Genomic DNA, 18550 nt, shown 5'->3' with positions numbered 1-18550 from the left:
CTCCTACAGGATATACTGGCTTAAATCCTTATTCTTTGCGATTGTCGCAAGTTTTTCTTCTACGTACTCTGGTGTGATCTTTATGGCATTCATTGTTACATCAGGTGCTTCAAAGGACAGATCTTCAAGCAATCGTTCCAGGATGGTATGAAGTCTTCTTGCACCAATATTATCGGTTTCCTGATTCACTTGGAAAGCAATACTTGCAATCTTAGAAATAGCTTCGTCAGAAAATTCAAGATTTATACCTTCTGTTGCAAGCAACGCTTTGTATTGTTTTAAAAGGGCATTATCCGGCTCTATTAAGATCCGGGTAAAATCCTCGACAGACAGCTTTTCAAGTTCTACCCTGATTGGAAAACGGCCCTGCAGCTCAGGTATGAGATCTGAGGGTTTTGCCATATGAAACGCACCTGCTGAGATGAACAGAATATGATCTGTCTTGATGGATCCGTATTTCGTCATGACGGTAGATCCTTCAACGATCGGCAGGATATCACGCTGTACACCTTCTCGGGAAACATCAGCGCTGTTTTGGTTCTTACCTGCAATCTTATCAATCTCATCAATAAATATAATACCTGTTTGTTCGGTTTTGTAAACCGCATCACTTGTGACTTCATCCATGTCGATCAGCTTGGCAGCTTCATCCTGCGTGAGCACTTTTCTGGCCTCGGAGACCGCCAGTTTGCGTTTTTTCTTTTTCTTGGGGACGATGCCTCCAAGCATATCTTGCATGTTAATGCCGAGCTGGTCAAGTCCTGCGCCTTGAAACATATCCATCATGGTATGATTCTGTTCTTCCACTTCAACGGTTACAAGATGGTTCTCAAGCTCTCCAAGAGCGAGTTTATGGGCCATCTGCCTGCGCTGCTGGCTGATCGATGCATCATCTTCTTTGTCGCTTGGAGCTTGGGCATTATTGCTGTTGTTAGAACCAAAAAACATTTCGAGCGGATTTTTATAGGATGATTCTTTTTGTTTTCCAGGAACCAATAGTTCAACAAGCCGTTTATTGGCGTTCTCTTCCGCTTTATCTTTTACATCATGCATTTTTTGTTCTTTAACAAGACGGATCGATGTCTCCACAAGGTCCCGGACCATGGATTCAACGTCCCGGCCGACATAACCTACTTCTGTAAACTTGGTAGCTTCCACTTTAATAAAAGGGGCGTTCACTAGCTTTGCCAGCCTTCTTGCAATTTCGGTTTTTCCGACACCGGTCGGCCCGATCATCAGAATGTTTTTAGGAGAGATCTCGTCTCTAAGCTTTTCATCGAGTAATCCTCTTCGATACCTGTTCCTTAAAGCAACAGCTACCGCTTTTTTCGCGTCTTTTTGGCCGATGATATACTGATCAAGCTTCTCAACAATCTGCCTTGGAGTTAAATGTGTGTTCATCTCTTCCCACGCTCCTTCTACAGCTCTTCCAAAATAATTTGGTCGTTTGTATAAACACAGATTTCACCGGCAATTTCCAAAGCCGCTCTTGCGATTTCGGCAGCTGACAGATGAGGAGCATTTCTTTTCAAAGCCCTTCCCGCAGCAAGCGCATAGTTGCCGCCGGATCCGATCGAAAGAATGCCATCATCCGGTTCGATGACCTCCCCGGTTCCAGAAATGAGCAGGAGACTTTCTTTGTTCATGACGATCAGCATGGCTTCAAGCTTCCTCAGCACCTGGTCGGTACGCCATTCTTTGGCGAGTTCGACACTGGCACGTGCGAGGTTGCCACTGTATTCCTCCAGTTTGGCTTCGAATTTTTCATACAGCGTAAAAGCATCCGCAACTGAACCTGCAAATCCGGCGAGTACTTTTCCACCGAAGAGTCTTCTAACCTTCTTGGCAGAATGTTTCATGACTACGGCATTGCCAAAGGTAACCTGGCCATCGCCTGACATCGCAAACTGTCCATTATGGTGAACGGCAAAAATAGTCGTTGCATGGAATGTATGGGTCATTAAAAAATCCCTCCTTACTTTCATTTATGCACGAGGATGAGCGTTATTATAAATTTTTTTCAAATGTTCTTTTGTGACATGAGTATAGATCTGTGTAGACGAAAGATGAGAGTGTCCGAGCAATTCCTGCACGGCCCTCAGATCAGCGCCTTCGTTTAATAAATGGGTCGCAAACGTGTGGCGCAGGACGTGAGGGCTGATATGTACGGTTAACGTCGTTTGCTGAATCATGCTGTTTAATACATTTCTGACGGAACGTGCAGAAAGAGAACCTCCTTTATAGTTAAGGAATAGTGTTTTTACAGGCTGGCCGGCTTTCTCTGCAAGCTGTTTTCTTCCATCTTCAATATAACGAGTCAATGCTTCTATCGCATAGCTGCCCAGAGGCACATACCTTTCTTTTTTACCTTTTCCTTTAATGAGCACCGTTTCTATGTAAAAATCGATGTCATCGAGCTGGATCTTGCAGCATTCACTCACCCTGATCCCTGTCCCGTAAAGAAGCTCCAAGATGGCCTGGTTTCTCTGACCCAGCGGATCAGACAGGTCACTGACATGAAAAAGCTGTGCCAGTTCTTCCTCATAGATAAAATGGGGAATGCTCTGGCCTTTTTTGGGCAGAGATGCGGCAGCAAACGGATTATGTTCAACAATCTTTTCCCGGTTAAGAAAACGATAAAAGCTGCGGAGAGACGAAATTTTTTTGGCGACCGTCCTTCTGGAATAGGACTGCTCGTGAAGCCACGTCAAATAATGTCTCACCAAAAGATAAGAAACAGCAGCGAATCCTTCGATTGCTTGCTGTTTCATAAACGTCTTGAAGTGTAAGATCGCTTTTTCGTAATTTTCCGTTGTATGATGTGAACTATTTTTTTCTATTTGCAAATACTCGATAAACATCTTCAAATAGCGGTCATTTAAATCCACTTATCACACCTCACAAAGCCCCTAAATCGTATCACAGATTAGGGGCAATGACAAGTAAGTTCACAAATTTGTTATAAAATTCTGAATTGTTTCCAGCGCTCGATCAGCCAATGCTTCATAACGCTCTTTCTTGTTTCTAATGCGGGTTTCAAGAGCAGGAAGCAACCCGAAGTTCGCATTCATCGGCTGGAAGTTCTTCGCATTAGCCGTCGTAATGTAATGGGCCATGCTGCCGATTGCTGTTTCCTGAGGGAACTCCAGAAGCTCTTTTTCTTCCATAAGCCTTGCCGCATTGATTCCGGCGATCAGTCCCGATGCTGCGCTTTCCACATAGCCTTCAACACCGGTCATCTGGCCTGCGAAGAAAAGATCCTGTCTGTCTTTAAACTGATAGGTCTTCTCTAAAAGATTCGGGGAGTTGATAAATGTGTTTCTGTGCATCACACCATAGCGGACGATCTCCGCTTTTTCAAGCCCGGGAATCAGCTGAATGACTTCCTTCTGCGGTCCCCATTTCAGATGCGTTTGAAAACCTACTATATTATAGAGAGTTCCTGCGCTATTATCCTGTCTTAGCTGAACGACTGCATATGGCTGTTTTCCGGTTTTTGGATCCTCAAGCCCTACTGGCTTAAGCGGGCCGAACAGCATCGTTTTCTTGCCTCTGGAGCCCATGACTTCGATCGGCATGCAGCCTTCGAAGAAAATCTCCTTTTCAAACTCTTTTAAAGGCACCGTTTCAGCAGAGATCAACGCTTCATAGAAACGGTCAAATTCCTCTTCTGTCATCGGGCAGTTTAAATAAGCAGCCTCACCTTTATCATAGCGGGATTTTAAATAGACTTTGTCCATATCGATGCTCTCTACATCGATGATCGGTGCTGCCGCATCATAAAAATACAAATAATCCTCGGATGTCAGTGTTCTTAATGACTCTGATAGTTCCTTTGATGTGAGCGGGCCTGTAGCGATCACAGTCGGCCCTTCAGGAATTGACGTTACTTCCTCTTCAAAAACCGTAACGTTCGGATGGTTCTTAACCCGATCTGTAACCATCGCAGCAAATTCGTGGCGGTCGACGGCAAGGGCCCCTCCAGCCGGCACCGAACAATCATCCGCTGAAGCAATGATCACCGAATCCAGCTTTCTCATCTCTTCTTTCAGCACACCAACCGCATTGGTCAATGTATTGGAGCGAAGGGAGTTGCTGCAGACAAGCTCTGCAAACTTATCTGTATGGTGAGCTGGCGTCTGTTTCTTTGGCCTCATCTCATATAAGTGGACTTTAATTCCTCTTTTGGCGATCTGCCAAGCTGCTTCACTTCCCGCTAGCCCGGCGCCGATTACATTTACAAAATCGTTCATTCTGTGAAAAACTCCCCTTTAACCTTGCTCCTCAGTGTAATCACAAGAGATACACTGTACAACTTTTCCTTTTTTCGTCTTCTTTTCAACAAGAATTTTACTGCATTTCGGGCATGTTCGGCCGACAGGTTTATCCCATGAAACAAATTCACACTCTGGATACCTGCTGCAGCCGTAAAAGATTCTCCGCTTTTTGCTCTTACGTTCGACGATTGTTCCTTCATGGCATTCAGGGCATTCAACACCCGTGTCTTTTACAATTGGTTTTGTGTTCCGGCATTCCGGAAAATTGGAACAGGCCATAAACTTGCCATAGCGCCCCATCTTAAAGACCATTTCGTGCCCGCACAATTCACAGTCCTCACCGGCAGGTTCATCTTTGATCTCGACTTCCTTCATTTCCTCTTCTGCGACAACCAGCTGTTTTTCAAAGCTTTTATAAAACTCATCAATAACTTCGTTCCAATGCTTGTCGCCGTCTTCGATTTCATCGAGATCCGTTTCCATCTGAGCAGTGAATTCTACGTTAAACACTTCTGAAAAGAATTCAAGTGTCAGTTCAAGAACGACTTCTCCCAGCTCGGTCGGCTGAAACTTCTTGTCATCGAGCATAACGTAGCCTCGCTTTTGGATCGTATCCAATGTCGGGGCATACGTTGAAGGGCGTCCAATACCGAGTTCTTCCATTGTTCTGACGAGCCTTGCCTCACTGTACCTTGGAGGCGGCTGTGTAAAGTGCTGAGTCGGTTCGATTTCTTGTTTTTCGGCCGTCTTGCCTTCTTCAAGATTCGGCAGTAAACGGTCTTCATCTTTCTTGCCGTCATCGTTTCCTTCAATATATACCTTCATGAATCCAGGAAATTTCACTTTTGAACCATTGGCACGGAAAATTACTCCCTGATTCTCGAGATCAACAGTCATGGTGTCCAAAACAGCTGAAGACATCTGGCTCGCAATAAAACGCTCCCAAATTAATCGGTATAACCGGAGCTGGTCACGGCTCAAATACTCTTTTAATTCTTTAGGATGTTTGGAAGCAGAAGATGGTCTGATCGCTTCATGGGCATCCTGTGCATTTTTGCCTTGTTTTTTCTCTGCGCGATTACCTTGGTCCGCATACTCCTGACCATATTCTTCTGTAATGAAAGTTTTCGCTTCCTCTTTTGCAAGATCTGAGATCCGGGTGGAATCCGTTCTCATATACGTGATTAGACCGACTGTGCCTTCTTTTCCGAGATCGATTCCTTCATACAGCTGCTGTGCAAGCATCATCGTTTTCTTCGCTCTGAAGTTCAGCTTTCTTGCTGCTTCCTGCTGCAATGAAGAAGTAATGAAAGGCGGTGCAGGATTACGTTTTCTCTCCTTCTTCTGAACCGAAGCGATTGAAAAGGTATTTCCTTTGAGCTTGCTTAAGACTTCCTTGACTTCCTCTTCATTCGATAACTCTTTCTTCTTGCCGTTGATACCATAAAAATTGGCTTCAAACTCTTCTTTGCCATAGGAGAAAGCGGCTTTAATCTTCCAGTATTCTTCAGGAATAAAAGCCTTGATTTCTTTTTCTCTCTCCACGATCAAACGAAGAGCTACGGTCTGTACCCTTCCGGCACTGAGGCCTTTTTTCACTTTCTTCCATAATAAAGGGCTGATCTTATAGCCTACGAGACGGTCGAGTATACGGCGAGCCTGCTGGGCATCAACGAGATCCATGTTTATCTTTCTCGGTCGTTTAAACGAGTCTTTAATAGCATTCTTTGTAATCTCATTAAAAACAACCCGGCATTCGGAATCCAGATCAATATCCAGGCTGTGGGCAAGGTGCCAGGCGATCGCTTCGCCTTCTCTGTCGGGGTCAGATGCGAGAAAAATCTTTTTTACTTTTTTGGCCGCTGTCTTCAACTCTTTTAAAACAGGCCCTTTTCCCCTGATCGTTATATATTTCGGATTATAATTCTCACTAATTTCTACTCCCATTTGGCTTCGGGGCAGATCTCTAACATGGCCCATCGACGCCTTAACGATATATTTGCTTCCCAAATACTTCTTTATCGTTTTTGCTTTGGCGGGAGATTCAACGATTACTAAATACTCTTCCATTTTCAGTGCATCCCCCTTTAAGGGTTTAATCAAATCTTCCCTATTATTAAATAGACTCTCATCATTTGTCAAACGGTTTTCAATTATTGCCAATCGAATAAAGAGAAATAACAGGGACTAATACTTCATTCTGACCTAATATATCAAACTTAATTCACTTAAAATATCCTCAGCTTCCATTACAAGCTTGGCTCCCTGCTGAATCAGGCGGTTAGTGCCTGATGCACATTCATCCAATATGGACCCTGGAACAGCAAATACTTCCCTTCCCTGTTCCATTGCTTGATCTGCTGTAATGAGAGAACCGCTTCTTTCCCGCGCTTCAACAACGAGAGTACCACGGGTTAATCCGCTGATGATTCTGTTCCTTTGCGGAAACTGCCATTTTCTTGGCGGCAGATCATACGGATACTCAGACAAGAGAAGGCCTTTTTTTGTAATCCGGTGTGCCAAGGCTGTGTTGGCCTTGGGGTAAATACGGCCAATTCCTGACCCGAGTACTGCAATCGTACTGCCTGACTGCGTTAAAGTCAATTCATGGGCATGGGTATCGATCCCTGCAGCAAGCCCGCTGACCGTTACCCAGCCTTTTTCCAGCAGGGGCATAAGCACTTTATTCAGGCTTTTTAATCCGCCCTCGGTGGGATTCCTGGTTCCTACTACACTAATAGCGAGAGGAGCTGACAGCGCCTCTGTGTTCCCTTTGCTGTACAACACCCAGGGCGAATCAAAAATATGGCGGAGAGGAACGGGGTAATGACTATCAAAATATGTATGTATTTTTATATTATGCTTTCGGTATGTTTGTTCGATGGAGCGGTAAGACAGCTTCCGGATATCTTCTAAAAAATCATTGCTGTTCTGATGACTCATACGGAACCGTTCTATAAGCTCTTTCTTGCTCAATTGAAAAACAGCTTTTAACTCCGGGTCAAATGCTAAGAATGACTGGATGGCTTTCCTCCCTGCTCCGCGGCAATGATGAAGAAGAATTAACCGTTCTCTGTCCATAGTCTCCTCCAATAAAACCAAAATTTTTTTAAAAAAAGCTCCCAAAAACGGGAGCTTTATGCTTATACATTCGCTTTATGAGTTGTGCAGCGGTCAAGAAGCCCTTTTTCCTTAAGTGCAGAAACAAGTGTTTCTCCCATAACTGAAGGAGTTTCAGCGACTTTAATTCCGCATTCCTGCATGGTTTTGATTTTTTCGGCAGCAGTACCTTTACCGCCGGAAATGATCGCACCGGCATGGCCCATACGTTTTCCTGGAGGCGCTGTTTGTCCGCCGATGAAACCGACAACAGGTTTTTTCATGTTGGCTTTTACCCATTCAGCAGCTTCTTCTTCAGCTGTTCCGCCGATTTCACCGATCATGATGACAGCATAAGTATCTTCATCTTCATTAAATGCTTTTAGCACATCAATGAAATCTGTTCCATTTACCGGGTCTCCGCCGATTCCTACTGCTGTAGATTGGCCGATTCCGCGCTGTGTAAGCTGGTGAACCGCCTCATAAGTCAATGTTCCGGAACGGGATACAACCCCAACGTGCCCTTTTGTATGAATGTACCCAGGCATGATACCGATCTTGCACTCATCTGGCGTGATAACACCCGGGCAGTTAGGACCGACAAGACGAGTTTTCTTGCCTTCCATGTAACGTTTTACGTTAACCATGTCCATAACCGGAATACCTTCTGTAATACAGATAGCAAGATCAAGTTCTGCCTCAACTGCTTCCACGATGGAATCAGCGGCAAATGCAGGCGGAACATAAATGACAGAAGCCGTAGCACCTGTTGCTTTAACCGCTTCTTCAACTGTATTGAAAACAGGAAGGCCTTCTACTTCCGTACCGCCTTTACCCGGTGTAACACCGCCGACAATTTTCGTTCCATATTCAAGCATCTGCTGTGTGTGGAACAGGCCTACAGATCCTGTAATCCCTTGCACGATGACCTTTGTGTCTTTATTGATAAAAATACTCATCTATTTTCTCCACCCTTCTACCTTATTTCGGGGAATTTATTTTACTAAAGAAACGATTTTCTCAGCACCGTCTGCCATGGAATCTGCAGAAGTAATGTTCAATCCAGATTCATTAAGGATTTTCTTGCCAAGCTCTACGTTCGTACCTTCTAAACGGACAACCAGCGGCAGGTTTAACCCTACTTGTTTTGTAGCTTCAACTACTCCGTTAGCGATAACGTCACATTTCATAATTCCGCCGAAAATGTTAACGAAAATCCCTTTAACTTTTTCATCAGAAAGGATAATTTTAAATGCTTCTGTTACTTTTTCAGCAGTTGCACCGCCGCCTACATCAAGGAAGTTGGCAGGGTCTCCGCTGTAGTGTTTGATGATGTCCATCGTTGCCATAGCAAGACCAGCGCCATTAACCATACATCCGATGTTTCCATCAAGGGAGATGTAGCTCAAGTCATATTTGGAAGCTTCGATCTCTTTTGCATCTTCTTCTTCAAGATCGCGGTACTCAAGAATGTCCTTTTGGCGGTAAAGCGCATTTGAATCAAAGTTTAACTTCGCATCAAGTGCCATTACGTTGCCGTCACCTGTTACAACAAGCGGGTTGATTTCTGCGATAGAGCAGTCTTTTTCAACGAAAGCTTTATAAAGTCCCATCATGAACTTTGCCGCTTTGTTCACAAGCTCTTTCGGGATGTTGATGTTGAATGCTAAGCGGCGAGCTTGGAATGCTTGAAGCCCGATCGCTGGGTCGATGACTTCTTTGAAGATTTTCTCAGGCGTCTTTTCAGCCACCTCTTCAATTTCAGTACCGCCTTCTTCAGATCCCATCATGACAACGCTTGATGTTGCGCGGTCAAGCACGAGGCCGATGTAATATTCTTTCTTGATGTCGCAGCCTTCTTCGATAAGCAAGCGTTTAACTTCTTTACCTTCAGGGCCTGTTTGATGAGTGACAAGCACTTTCCCCAAAATTTCATCCGCATATGTACGAACTTCATCAAGGTTTTTAGCCACTTTAACACCGCCGGCCTTTCCTCGTCCGCCAGCGTGGATTTGAGCTTTAACAACAGTAACAGCGCTTCCTAATTCTTTTGCAGCTTCAACTGCTTCTTCTACGGAATACGCTACTTTACCGTTAGGAACAGCCACACCGTACTTTCTTAGTACCTCTTTACCTTGATACTCGTGGATATTCATTCTCCATCCTCCTATCATGTTCAAAACTAAACTACCGATACCATTTTATATAATAGAAGCCGAACTGTCTACCATTCTACAGAATTATTGCAAACGCATTCACCTAATTTCGACATTTTTACATATTAAAAACTACACAATATGTAATAAAATAGGAGATATATCGCCTCATACTGCTTCTAAATGAAAAACAAAAAGCAGGTTATTCATCCCTGCTTTTTGTTTCTTTCCTGCCGTTCGATTTTTCTTTTTTTCTGTCTGGCTTTTTTTCCGTAAAATCCCGTTCTGCAGCCGGACGGTAGATCCCGAATTCTTCGCCGATCTCTTCCCTGTACTGATTGAGCATCGAGTCGACACCAGGAACAAGCAGTTTTCTTCTTGGCATGATGGACGCCTCCTTTTTTAGTATAGGATGCCCAATCACACTAAAAATATCGTCTCCTGTCAATGCTGTCCCAGATCCACTTGGTAGATGAACGCAAATACTTCTGCGACCACTTCATAGAGTTCTTGTGGGATTTTTTCATTGATCTCCAGCTGTGAAAGAAGTGCCACAAGGGAGGGATCCTTCTGGATGGGAATATTGTTTTCCTGGGCCACCGATAAAATTTTTTCTGCTGTTTTTCCCGTTCCTTTTGCTGTCAGCTTGGGCGCCGCCATATTCTCATGATAGGAAAGGGCAGCGGCACGAGGTAGTGTTTTCTCTTTATTCATATTCGCAGATCAACTCCCTTCATAGGCTCAGGAGCGCTTTTAGCCAGTGCTGGCCGCTCCTTGCCTCCGCCCATTATCATAACCCCTGATAAGTGGTAATCGATTTGTTTGAGAGACTCCCGAAGCATCTCGATACGGTCCTGAGGTATCTTGTTGGCTTTCTCCTGGCCGTTCCAGATCTGCAGGGAGAGGATGCGGTTCTGAATCGTTACTCCTACTGTTGTTTCTTTCATATTTTCAAGCTGTAAAATAAAGAGAATTCGGCAAAAATCACTGTCGATTTCACCAGTTTCTGTCTTTTTTCCTTCCCATCTCACGGTAAGGTCAGCCGCCTGTATGCCTAACATCATCGGAAGCTGAAGCAGGACTTGTTGAACGTTCTCCTGGCTTTGGAGCATGTTCAGCTGAAGCCCGGTTATCTTATGCAGTACCTTTTCAGCCTGTGTTCTGAACGCTGCTGTCATCGTCTCGTTACTCTCAAGTACTTGAAGAAGGAGTGACTTTACACTTTTGTTCACTGCTTCTTTCTGAGACTGTAAGGATTGCAACCTTGCTTCATGAAACAGGCCAAGATGGTCAACCTGCTTCTTAATGGCTGCCGACAGCCTGTCTTTGCTGTGGTCGGATAAAAGTAAGGATTGAACGAAAGCACGATCTTCTTCAGGAAGTTCAGGCAGAAGCTTCAAAAGCTGGGTCATCGCTTGTTCCCGGCTTACACCCTGCTTTGAGAAAAATTTCTCCATATCAACGTTGGCTGCTGTTCCGTTTCCTTTTGACGTGCTGCCGGCTTTGATTTCCTCCAATGTCCTGGCAGGATCCAGCCACCCGGCTTTTTTTAGTATATATTCTAGCTGCCCGGCTGTTTTTGGCTGTTTTTCGCTTACTAAGGCATTGAGAATCGCTGCTGCCGGCTCTTCCAGTGATACAGCCACAGAACCTTTTAATACACCGTTTAACGCTTGCTTCAGCTCGTTTAACAGTCTGGCAGGTTGGTGATTATCGATCATATTCAGGAGCCTCAACAGCTCTGTCCGCAGCGGGCCTGTTTTTTCATAAGCTTCCATGGCCCTGAACGTACCTTCTGTCAATGGAATATCTCGGTTCGTCATCTGGTGAAGAATTTCTGCTGTTTTCGGTTCATTGTTCTGTGAAATTCGAAACAAATCCGCAACTGTTGCCAGCTGTTCATTTGTAGCAGGCAGTTTGGAAGTCAGCAAAAACTGAGCGGCCATTCTTGCTGCAGGATCTTTAGGAGATCCGAGCTGTGCTGCCACAAATTCTGCAGAATTCATTTTACCGCCTTTTATGGCTTCCAGTTTCTTTAACGCCAGGGGTTCGGTTTGACTGACTTCAAACCAATAGCTTTCTCCTGCTTGAAGGGCGGTTTCCAGCAAAGCTGTCCTAACCTCTCCCTGCAGAGACAATTTCGCCACGTTTCCTGGCAATATTTGCAATACCTTTGCTGCCGTCAGCTGTCCTTGCACCAATGCGGATCTGTTCTTGAAGGTTCCAAGCAGGGAAAGGAGCTCCCCGTTTTCTACTCTCATAAACTGCTCCTCCTTAAGCTTAAAGCAGTGAACCTTGCAGTACAGGAGAAAAGGATCGGCGGTGTTCCTCAACTGGACCGAATCTTTCCAATGCTTCAAGGTGCTCCTTCGTGCCATAGCCCATGTTTTTATTAAAATGATATTGAGGGTGGTTCCTGTGCAGCTTCTTCATATACCGGTCTCTAGTCACCTTTGCAATGATGGATGCGGCCGCAATAGAAACACTTTTTGCGTCCCCTTTGATGATTTTGGACTGGGTAACAGCAAGGGGAAGTTCCATCGCATCAATCAGCAGATGATCAGGCTGCTCCTTCATAGCTCCGACTGCTTTTACCATCGCTTTCTTGGAAGCTTGATAGATATTAATTTCATCAATTTCCTGTGCGGTCACCAGACCGATGCCGATCGAAACCGCGTTTTTCATGATTTCTCCAAATAATTCTTCACGCCGCGATTCACTGAGCATTTTTGAATCATTCAATCCTGGTATGTATGTGCCTGGTTTTAAAATGGCTGCAGCTGCAATCACAGGGCCTGCAAGAGGGCCTCTTCCCACTTCATCAACCCCTGCGATTACATGCTTTCCTTTACTGGTCCACTCCTTCTCAAACACCATCATCTGTTCATAGTGATCCTTGAGCAGCCGGGCAGATTCCAGTGCTTTTTCATGTCTCAAAATGATTTTCTTAACTCCGGAACGTTCATCACTCTGAAGTTCATCTATAAAAGCATCAAGTTCATTTTTTTCTTCTTTAAGCGCATGGATTCTTTCTTCAATTTCCTTGATCGTAAGTTTCATCGTCAACCTTCGCTTTCTATGTATATCGGCCATCATGAATTAATCATTTAGCAGTTCAGGTTTATTATAAAGAAAATAGGCACGCTTGTGCGTGCCTACTGGATAAAATCTTTTGGTCTTTCATACGACAATCTGCCTAATTTTTCAGAACGTATGTCGCGCAGCACTATTTCTGCTGTCTTCTCATAATCGATATAGCCGCCGCTCATCAAACAACCGCGTTTTTTTCCAATCTCATCAAAAAGGACGATCGGGTCTTCTGGAATTGACTCAAGATTGTATCGTTCCTGCAGCCGGGCAGGATAGTGATCCTTAAAATACTTAAGCGCAAACAGAACAATCTCCGAAAAATCAAGAAGTGTTTCTTTGATGGCTCCTGTTACAGCCAGCTTCAGCCCAATGGATGGATCCTCAAATTTCGGCCAAAGAATACCCGGTGTATCGAGTAATTCCAGTGCTGAACCCACTTTAATCCATTGCTGTTTTTTGGTGACACCCGGTTTATCACCGGTGACCGCAATGTTTTTTCCTGCCATCCGGTTGATGAGCGTGGATTTTCCAACATTGGGAATTCCAAGGATCAACGCTCGGACAGCTCTTGGCTTAACGATGCCTTTGGCTCTCATCTTATCGAATTTTTCCTTGACCAGTTCTTTTGCTTTTGCCTCAATACGATTAATGCCCTGGCCCGTTTTAGAATTAATCACAAGAACAGGGAGGCCTTTCTGCTCGAAATAGTCCGACCAAAGTTTTGTAACCTCCGGATCCGCCATATCCGCCTTGTTTAATAACAGCAGCCGCGGTTTTCCGGCTGTAATCTCGTCAATCATCGGATTGCGGGAGGCAAGGGGCACTCTCGCATCTACCAATTCAAAAACAACATCGATCAGTTTAAGTTTTTCTGTAATTTCTCGCCTGGCTTTTGCCATATGGCCAGGAAACCATTGGATGGTCATTCCTTCACCTACTTTACTACACCTATATCATTAATCGGCCAGAATTTCACGCTGGCTTTGCCGATAATATCATCCATGTCTACAGTGCCGATATTCCGGCTGTCACTGCTGTGTCTTCTGTTATCTCCTAGCACAAAAACTTTCCCCTTGGGAACAGTCTGTTTTCCTGTCACTTCATACAGAGTGAAATCATAGGTTAAGTTTCCATCTTTCGTCTGTTTCTTATACGGATCCAAATATTTTTCCTTTAGAGGTTTGCCGTTTACATACAGAGTATCGTTTTTGTATTCAATCTTGTCGCCCGGAAGGCCGATGACCCGTTTAATGTAATCCTTCGTTTCTGTTGCCTTGAACACGACGATATCAAATCGTTCCGGTTTATCCATTTTATTAACAACAAGCCGATCCCTGTTGTGCAAGGTAGGCATCATGGACTCGCCATCAACCACGATCGGAGCGAATAAAAAGTAACGAATTGCTCCGGCGAGAATCAAGGCCACTGCCAATGCTTTTAACCATTCCCAAGATTCTTTTTTCTGACGTGCCATACTTCATCCTCACATTCAACTTAATTTTTTTTCACATTATTTTAAATATGTAAAAAGGAGCTTGAGATGAGTCAAGCTCCTTTTGTGTGTAATTAGCGAATCTCTTTAATACGCGCTGCTTTACCGCGAAGTGCACGCAAGTAGTAAAGCTTAGCACGACGAACTTTACCGCGTCGAACGACTTCAAGGTTCGCGATTTTAGGTGAATGTAAAGGGAATACACGCTCTACACCAACACCGTAAGAAATCTTACGAACAGTGAATGTTTCGCTTATTCCAGTTCCGCGCTTTTTGATTACAACGCCTTCGAAAAGCTGGATACGTTCGCGAGTTCCCTCGACAACTTTAACGTGAACACGAACAGTATCACCAGAACGGAACTTAGGTAGATCCGATTTTAGTTGCTCTTTAGCAAGCTCTGCAATAATCTGTTGCATAGTTATTGCCTCCTTCCGACAGATGTTCTTGCCTCGTTTTCTTCAGCAGCGGAACACCTTAATACTGGCCTAAGCCACGAGATTTATCTTACCATAGGAGGGAGACAGAGGCAAGTAGTTCCATAAAATTTAGTCCTCTTTTTTAACCTCTTCAAGCCATTTTTTCTCTTGAGGGGTTAAGTCCATTCCTTCTAAAAGATCAGGCCTTCTTCTCCACGTGCGTCTTAACGACTCTTTAGCACGCCATTCTTCAATGTTTTTATGATTCCCTGACAATAGGACCTCTGGCACCTTCATCCCCCTGAAATCTGCGGGTCTCGTATATTGGGGATGCTCGAGCATTCCGCTGCTGAACGAGTCCTTTAACGGTGACTCTTCATTGCCGAGAGCACCAGGGAGAAGCCTCGTCACACTATCGATAACGACCATCGCGCCGAGTTCACCGCCAGTGAGAACAAAATCGCCGATCGAGATCTCATCTGTCACTAAATTTTCCCGGATGCGTTCATCATATCCTTCATAGTGTCCGCAGACAAAAATCAAGTGCGATTCTTTCGAAAGCTCCTCCGCTTTTCGCTGGCTGTAGCGCTCTCCCTGCGGACAGAGAAGGATGACCCTCGGCAGCTGAGTATCTTTCTCCCGCTTCAAGGCTTCTACAGCGTCAAACAGAGGCTGGGGTGTCAGGACCATGCCTGCTCCGCCGCCATAGGGGTAATCATCAACACGCCGGTGTTTATTTTCTGTATACTCTCTAAAATCGGTCACATGAAACTGGACGAGACCCTTTTCCTGTGACTTTTTGAGGATAGATGAACCGAATACACCGGTAAACATCTCAGGAAACAGCGATAAGACATCAATCTTCATGTTAAATCAGACCATCCATCAGATGAATCGTGATTTGTTTGTTTTCGATATCCACCTTTTTTACAACTGGAGGAATGTAAGGAACCAGGATATCAGGCCCGAAGTTTTTTCGTTTCACGACCCATACGTCATTTGCTCCCGGAGAGAGAATTTCTTTTACCTTTCCGAGTTCTTCGCCTTCTACCGTTATCACCGTGCAGCCGATGATATCATGATAGAAGAATTCCCCCTCATCAAGTTCAACGGAATCGTCCGCAGGCGTTTTCAGGAGATGACCTTTATACTTTTCAACGTCGTTAATGTTCGGATGTTCTTCAAACTGCAAAAGGTCGAACTGTTTGTGAACCCTGTGCGCGGCTATGACAACCGGTATCAGGCTGCTCCCGTCTTCGAAATCCACATAAAGTGTGTTTCCTATTTTATATCGTTCTTCAGGAAAATCCGTGCGGGAGATCACCCGAACTTCCCCTCGTATACCATGTGTATTAACGATTTTTCCTACGTTTAACCATTTCGACATATGTATCCACCCTTGTGCCCGTTTCTTATATACAGTGTGGGCTGAATGATTAGAATCTATAATCAAAAATCATTTAAAAGTGCAAAAAAGGGCTGAGGCTGCCCTCATCCCTTTTCAAGCTTAAAGAAGTAACTTTGCCGCCGAATTCAAATCCGGCTATACGATTTCTAGTGAAATACGTTTGTTCTGGCTTGTTCCAGCAGCATTGACAACAGTACGGATCGCTTTTGCCACCCGGCCTTGTTTGCCGATCACCTTGCCCATATCTGAGCTGTGCACGGTTAATTGATAAACAAGCTTTTCGCCATCAGCTACCTCTTTCACGCTGACTTCTTCTGGATGATCAACAAGAGCCTTAACAATCGTCTCGATTAACTCTGTCATCATATCATCACCCATTATTTTTGTAGTTTAGCGTTATGAAACTTTTCCATGATCCCTGCGTTAGAGAAAAGGTTACGTACAGTGTCTGAAGGCTTTGCGCCGTCAAGCATCCATTTAAGAGCCTGCTCTTCGTTGATTTTAACTTCTGCAGGATTAACAACTGGATTGTAAGTGCCAATCTCTTCGATAAAGCGACCATCACGCGGTGCGCGAGAATCTGCTACTACTACCCGATAAAATGGAGCTTTCTTTTGCCCCATGCGTTTTAAACGAATTTTTACTGCCATTGTAAAAATACACCTCCGAAAATTGTTCACACAAATCAATATAATATAATAAATTCCCAGCTTTGTAAACCAGAAAATTCATCCATTTTACATAAACGGAAATTTCATTCCGCCTTTTTTCTTGCCCTTCATCATACCGGACATTTGTTTCATCATCTTCTTCATATCGTCGAACTGCTTGATGAGGCGGTTTACTTCCTGTACGGTCCGTCCGCTCCCTTTCGCAATCCTTTTTCTTCTTGAAGCGTTGATGATCTCCGGCTGTTCTCTTTCGAGTTTGGTCATCGATCGAATGATAGCCTCAACATGGCCTATCTGTTTCTCATCTATGGAGACATTTTTCAAGCCCTTCATCTTGTTCGCGCCCGGCATCATGCTAAGCAGTTCATCAAGAGGGCCGAGATTTCTGACCTGCCCCATCTGATCAAGGAAATCATCGAAAGTAAAAGACATGTCCCGCATCTTCTTTTGCAGTTCTTTTGCCTTTTCTTCGTCAACGTTAGTCTGTGCTTTTTCAATAAGCGTCAGCACATCACCCATTCCAAGAATCCTGGAGGACATTCTGTCTGGATGGAACGGTTCTAGCGCATCCATCTTTTCTCCCATACCGACAAACTTAATCGGGAGATCTGTCACTGCTTTAATGGAAAGTGCAGCACCGCCGCGAGTATCTCCATCAAGCTTGGTCAGTACGACACCGGTTAATCCAAGCTGCTCATTAAAGCTCTCGGCAACATTAACGGCGTCTTGCCCGGTCATGGCATCAACGACAAGGAAAATTTCATTGGGATTTGCCAGTTCTTTGACCTTTTGAAGCTCATCCATCAGTTCTTCATCAATGTGAAGGCGTCCTGCCGTATCGATGAGAACATAATCATGATGCTCTTCCTTTGCCTTAGCCAGTGCCTGTTTTGTGATCTCAACCGGGCTCACTTTGTCCCCCATTGAGAAAACAGGAAGACTCAGCTGTTTGCCAAGTGTTTCGATTTGCTGAATCGCTGCAGGACGATAGATATCGGCAGCCACCAGAAGAGGATTGCGGTTATGCTTCTTGCGAAGATGATTCGCAAGCTTCCCGGTTGTCGTCGTTTTCCCTGCCCCTTGCAGCCCGACCATCATAATGACGGTTGGCGGCCGGTTGTTGACAGCGATCTTGCTTTGTTCTCCGCCCAATAGAGCAGTGAGCTCTTCGTGAACGACTTTAACAACCTGCTGGCCTGGAGTAAGACTCTTCAGCACTTCCTGACCTATGGAACGTTCTGTCACTCGCTTGATAAAATCTTTTACTACCCGGAAGTTAACATCGGCTTCCAATAGTGCAAGCCTGACTTCACGCATCATTTCTTTAACATCAGCTTCTGTTACCTTACCCTTGCCCCGGATTTTCTGCAAGGTGTTTTGAAGCCGGTCGGCTAATCCTTCAAATGCCATAGTATTGTCGCCTCCTATTCCATGTTTTCAAGGCGATCAATGATCTCAAGAACTTTATCAGACGAATTTCCGAGCAGTTCTTTTAATCTGGAAAGTAACTGATCGCGTTCCTGAAATTTCGCAAATAAACCGAGTTTTTCCTCGTATTCTTCAAGCATCGCCTCGGTCCGTTTTATATTATCATAAACGGCCTGGCGGCTTACATTATATTGTTCAGCGATTTCTCCAAGGGAAAAGTCATCCAGATAATAAAAAGCCATGTAATTCTTTTGCTTCGGTGTCAGCAAGGACTGATAAAAGTCATAAAGATAATTAATTCTCATCGTCTTATCCAGCATCCCAACACCCCTTGTTAAGTGAAAAGCCTTTACGTTAAATTATAGTACACTGTCGAAGAAACAATGTCAAGATTTTTTCTTGATAGATTAGAAAAGCTGAGATACCTGTTTAGGGACGATAAGCACTGGAGGTCTTTGGCATAAAACGCACTTTGTTTTCTGACAAAGACCGAAGTGATACAGTCCCTGG

21 protein-coding genes are annotated in these 18550 nt (G+C 44.5%); all 21 read right to left on the bottom strand.

Annotated elements, in window-relative coordinates; all coding sequences use genetic code 11:
- Positions 1 to 3: 3 nt before the first annotated feature.
- The 21 genes from hslU to AR335_RS02365 all read right to left on the bottom strand — a co-directional run bounded on the left by hslU (position 4) and on the right by AR335_RS02365 (position 18360).
- Positions 4 to 1401 (bottom strand): HslU--HslV peptidase ATPase subunit, encoded by a 1398-nt coding sequence (hslU, locus tag AR335_RS02465; protein ID WP_062231739.1) that lies wholly within the window; start codon positions 1399 to 1401, stop codon positions 4 to 6.
- Between the two features lie 17 nt (positions 1402 to 1418).
- Complete coding sequence (gene hslV / locus AR335_RS02460) at positions 1419 to 1961, bottom strand: ATP-dependent protease subunit HslV (protein ID WP_062231737.1); 543 nt, start codon at positions 1959 to 1961, stop codon at positions 1419 to 1421.
- Positions 1962 to 1985: 24 nt separating this feature from the next.
- Positions 1986 to 2888, bottom strand: a complete 903-nt coding sequence (gene xerC, locus AR335_RS02455; protein WP_062231735.1) for a tyrosine recombinase XerC — start codon at positions 2886 to 2888, stop codon at positions 1986 to 1988.
- Positions 2889 to 2948: 60 nt separating this feature from the next.
- Complete coding sequence (trmFO, locus tag AR335_RS02450; protein ID WP_062231733.1) at positions 2949 to 4253, bottom strand: FADH(2)-oxidizing methylenetetrahydrofolate--tRNA-(uracil(54)-C(5))-methyltransferase TrmFO; 1305 nt, start codon at positions 4251 to 4253, stop codon at positions 2949 to 2951.
- 18 nt (positions 4254 to 4271) lie between these two features.
- Entirely contained in the window at positions 4272 to 6347 is a 2076-nt protein-coding gene (topA, locus tag AR335_RS02445) for a type I DNA topoisomerase (protein ID WP_062231731.1), read from the bottom strand.
- Between the two features lie 135 nt (positions 6348 to 6482).
- Positions 6483 to 7358 (bottom strand): DNA-processing protein DprA, encoded by an 876-nt coding sequence (gene dprA / locus AR335_RS02440; protein WP_234293165.1) that lies wholly within the window; start codon positions 7356 to 7358, stop codon positions 6483 to 6485.
- 62 nt (positions 7359 to 7420) lie between these two features.
- Complete coding sequence (gene sucD / locus AR335_RS02435) at positions 7421 to 8335, bottom strand: succinate--CoA ligase subunit alpha (RefSeq protein ID WP_062231729.1); 915 nt, start codon at positions 8333 to 8335, stop codon at positions 7421 to 7423.
- A gap of 36 nt (positions 8336 to 8371) precedes the next feature.
- Positions 8372 to 9532 (bottom strand): ADP-forming succinate--CoA ligase subunit beta, encoded by a 1161-nt coding sequence (sucC, locus tag AR335_RS02430; protein ID WP_062231727.1) that lies wholly within the window; start codon positions 9530 to 9532, stop codon positions 8372 to 8374.
- A gap of 202 nt (positions 9533 to 9734) precedes the next feature.
- Positions 9735 to 9917 carry a hypothetical protein gene (locus AR335_RS02425; protein ID WP_062231725.1) on the bottom strand — a complete coding sequence of 61 codons (183 nt, stop codon included), beginning with the start codon at positions 9915 to 9917 and terminating at the stop codon, positions 9735 to 9737.
- Positions 9918 to 9976: 59 nt separating this feature from the next.
- Positions 9977 to 10246, bottom strand: a complete 270-nt coding sequence (locus AR335_RS02420) for an EscU/YscU/HrcU family type III secretion system export apparatus switch protein (protein WP_062231723.1) — start codon at positions 10244 to 10246, stop codon at positions 9977 to 9979.
- On the bottom strand, positions 10243 to 11793 hold the full coding sequence (locus AR335_RS02415) for a hypothetical protein (protein ID WP_062231721.1): 1551 nt from the start codon (positions 11791 to 11793) through the stop codon (positions 10243 to 10245). The genes AR335_RS02420 and AR335_RS02415 overlap by 4 nt, the downstream gene beginning before the upstream one ends.
- Positions 11794 to 11812: 19 nt before the next feature.
- On the bottom strand, positions 11813 to 12592 hold the full coding sequence (locus AR335_RS02410) for a ribonuclease HII (RefSeq protein ID WP_062231719.1): 780 nt from the start codon (positions 12590 to 12592) through the stop codon (positions 11813 to 11815).
- Between the two features lie 95 nt (positions 12593 to 12687).
- A complete protein-coding gene (gene ylqF / locus AR335_RS02405; RefSeq protein ID WP_053354513.1) occupies positions 12688 to 13548 on the bottom strand; it encodes a ribosome biogenesis GTPase YlqF in 861 nt (286 codons plus the stop codon).
- Positions 13549 to 13556: 8 nt separating this feature from the next.
- Positions 13557 to 14096 carry a signal peptidase I gene (gene lepB / locus AR335_RS02400; protein ID WP_053354514.1) on the bottom strand — a complete coding sequence of 180 codons (540 nt, stop codon included), beginning with the start codon at positions 14094 to 14096 and terminating at the stop codon, positions 13557 to 13559.
- Between the two features lie 92 nt (positions 14097 to 14188).
- Complete coding sequence (gene rplS / locus AR335_RS02395) at positions 14189 to 14533, bottom strand: 50S ribosomal protein L19 (protein ID WP_007202524.1); 345 nt, start codon at positions 14531 to 14533, stop codon at positions 14189 to 14191.
- Positions 14534 to 14662: 129 nt separating this feature from the next.
- Positions 14663 to 15400, bottom strand: a complete 738-nt coding sequence (trmD, locus tag AR335_RS02390; protein WP_062231717.1) for a tRNA (guanosine(37)-N1)-methyltransferase TrmD — start codon at positions 15398 to 15400, stop codon at positions 14663 to 14665.
- Between the two features lies 1 nt (position 15401).
- The gene (gene rimM, locus AR335_RS02385) at positions 15402 to 15920 is read right to left on the bottom strand and encodes a ribosome maturation factor RimM (protein ID WP_062231714.1); all 519 of its coding nucleotides are present in this window, start codon (positions 15918 to 15920) and stop codon (positions 15402 to 15404) included.
- 156 nt (positions 15921 to 16076) lie between these two features.
- Positions 16077 to 16304: a KH domain-containing protein gene (locus tag AR335_RS02380; RefSeq protein WP_053358276.1), complete on the bottom strand. Its 228-nt coding sequence runs from the start codon at positions 16302 to 16304 to the stop codon at positions 16077 to 16079.
- Positions 16305 to 16318: 14 nt separating this feature from the next.
- Positions 16319 to 16591 (bottom strand): 30S ribosomal protein S16, encoded by a 273-nt coding sequence (gene rpsP / locus AR335_RS02375; RefSeq protein ID WP_053354517.1) that lies wholly within the window; start codon positions 16589 to 16591, stop codon positions 16319 to 16321.
- 87 nt (positions 16592 to 16678) lie between these two features.
- Positions 16679 to 18022: a signal recognition particle protein gene (gene ffh, locus AR335_RS02370; RefSeq protein ID WP_053354518.1), complete on the bottom strand. Its 1344-nt coding sequence runs from the start codon at positions 18020 to 18022 to the stop codon at positions 16679 to 16681.
- Between the two features lie 14 nt (positions 18023 to 18036).
- On the bottom strand, positions 18037 to 18360 hold the full coding sequence (locus AR335_RS02365; RefSeq protein WP_062231712.1) for a putative DNA-binding protein: 324 nt from the start codon (positions 18358 to 18360) through the stop codon (positions 18037 to 18039).
- Between the last annotated feature and the right edge of the window lie 190 nt (positions 18361 to 18550).

Source organism: Fictibacillus sp. FJAT-27399 (assembly GCF_001510655.1).
Classification (GTDB): Bacteria; Bacillota; Bacilli; order Bacillales; family Fictibacillaceae; genus Fictibacillus_C; species Fictibacillus_C marinisediminis.
Note: the sequence above shows the minus strand (reverse complement) of the source record. Positions and strands in the feature narration are given on the sequence as shown.

What these genes read in the sequence shown, in the direction of transcription:
- hslU (WP_062231739.1), bottom strand. Translation starts at nt 1,401, where the DNA reads ATGAACACACATTTAACTCCAAGGCAGATTGTTGAGAAGCTTGATCAG.
- hslV (WP_062231737.1), bottom strand. Translation starts at nt 1,961, where the DNA reads ATGACCCATACATTCCATGCAACGACTATTTTTGCCGTTCACCATAAT.
- trmFO (WP_062231733.1), bottom strand. Translation starts at nt 4,253, where the DNA reads ATGAACGATTTTGTAAATGTAATCGGCGCCGGGCTAGCGGGAAGTGAA.
- topA (WP_062231731.1), bottom strand. Translation starts at nt 6,347, where the DNA reads ATGGAAGAGTATTTAGTAATCGTTGAATCTCCCGCCAAAGCAAAAACG.
- dprA (WP_234293165.1), bottom strand. Translation starts at nt 7,358, where the DNA reads ATGGACAGAGAACGGTTAATTCTTCTTCATCATTGCCGCGGAGCAGGG.
- sucD (WP_062231729.1), bottom strand. Translation starts at nt 8,335, where the DNA reads ATGAGTATTTTTATCAATAAAGACACAAAGGTCATCGTGCAAGGGATT.
- sucC (WP_062231727.1), bottom strand. Translation starts at nt 9,532, where the DNA reads ATGAATATCCACGAGTATCAAGGTAAAGAGGTACTAAGAAAGTACGGT.
- AR335_RS02425 (WP_062231725.1), bottom strand. Translation starts at nt 9,917, where the DNA reads ATGCCAAGAAGAAAACTGCTTGTTCCTGGTGTCGACTCGATGCTCAAT.
- AR335_RS02420 (WP_062231723.1), bottom strand. Translation starts at nt 10,246, where the DNA reads ATGAATAAAGAGAAAACACTACCTCGTGCCGCTGCCCTTTCCTATCAT.
- AR335_RS02415 (WP_062231721.1), bottom strand. Translation starts at nt 11,793, where the DNA reads ATGAGAGTAGAAAACGGGGAGCTCCTTTCCCTGCTTGGAACCTTCAAG.
- AR335_RS02410 (WP_062231719.1), bottom strand. Translation starts at nt 12,592, where the DNA reads ATGAAACTTACGATCAAGGAAATTGAAGAAAGAATCCATGCGCTTAAA.
- ylqF (WP_053354513.1), bottom strand. Translation starts at nt 13,548, where the DNA reads ATGACCATCCAATGGTTTCCTGGCCATATGGCAAAAGCCAGGCGAGAA.
- lepB (WP_053354514.1), bottom strand. Translation starts at nt 14,096, where the DNA reads ATGGCACGTCAGAAAAAAGAATCTTGGGAATGGTTAAAAGCATTGGCA.
- rplS (WP_007202524.1), bottom strand. Translation starts at nt 14,533, where the DNA reads ATGCAACAGATTATTGCAGAGCTTGCTAAAGAGCAACTAAAATCGGAT.
- trmD (WP_062231717.1), bottom strand. Translation starts at nt 15,400, where the DNA reads ATGAAGATTGATGTCTTATCGCTGTTTCCTGAGATGTTTACCGGTGTA.
- rimM (WP_062231714.1), bottom strand. Translation starts at nt 15,920, where the DNA reads ATGTCGAAATGGTTAAACGTAGGAAAAATCGTTAATACACATGGTATA.
- AR335_RS02380 (WP_053358276.1), bottom strand. Translation starts at nt 16,304, where the DNA reads ATGACAGAGTTAATCGAGACGATTGTTAAGGCTCTTGTTGATCATCCA.
- rpsP (WP_053354517.1), bottom strand. Translation starts at nt 16,591, where the DNA reads ATGGCAGTAAAAATTCGTTTAAAACGCATGGGGCAAAAGAAAGCTCCA.
- ffh (WP_053354518.1), bottom strand. Translation starts at nt 18,022, where the DNA reads ATGGCATTTGAAGGATTAGCCGACCGGCTTCAAAACACCTTGCAGAAA.
- AR335_RS02365 (WP_062231712.1), bottom strand. Translation starts at nt 18,360, where the DNA reads ATGCTGGATAAGACGATGAGAATTAATTATCTTTATGACTTTTATCAG.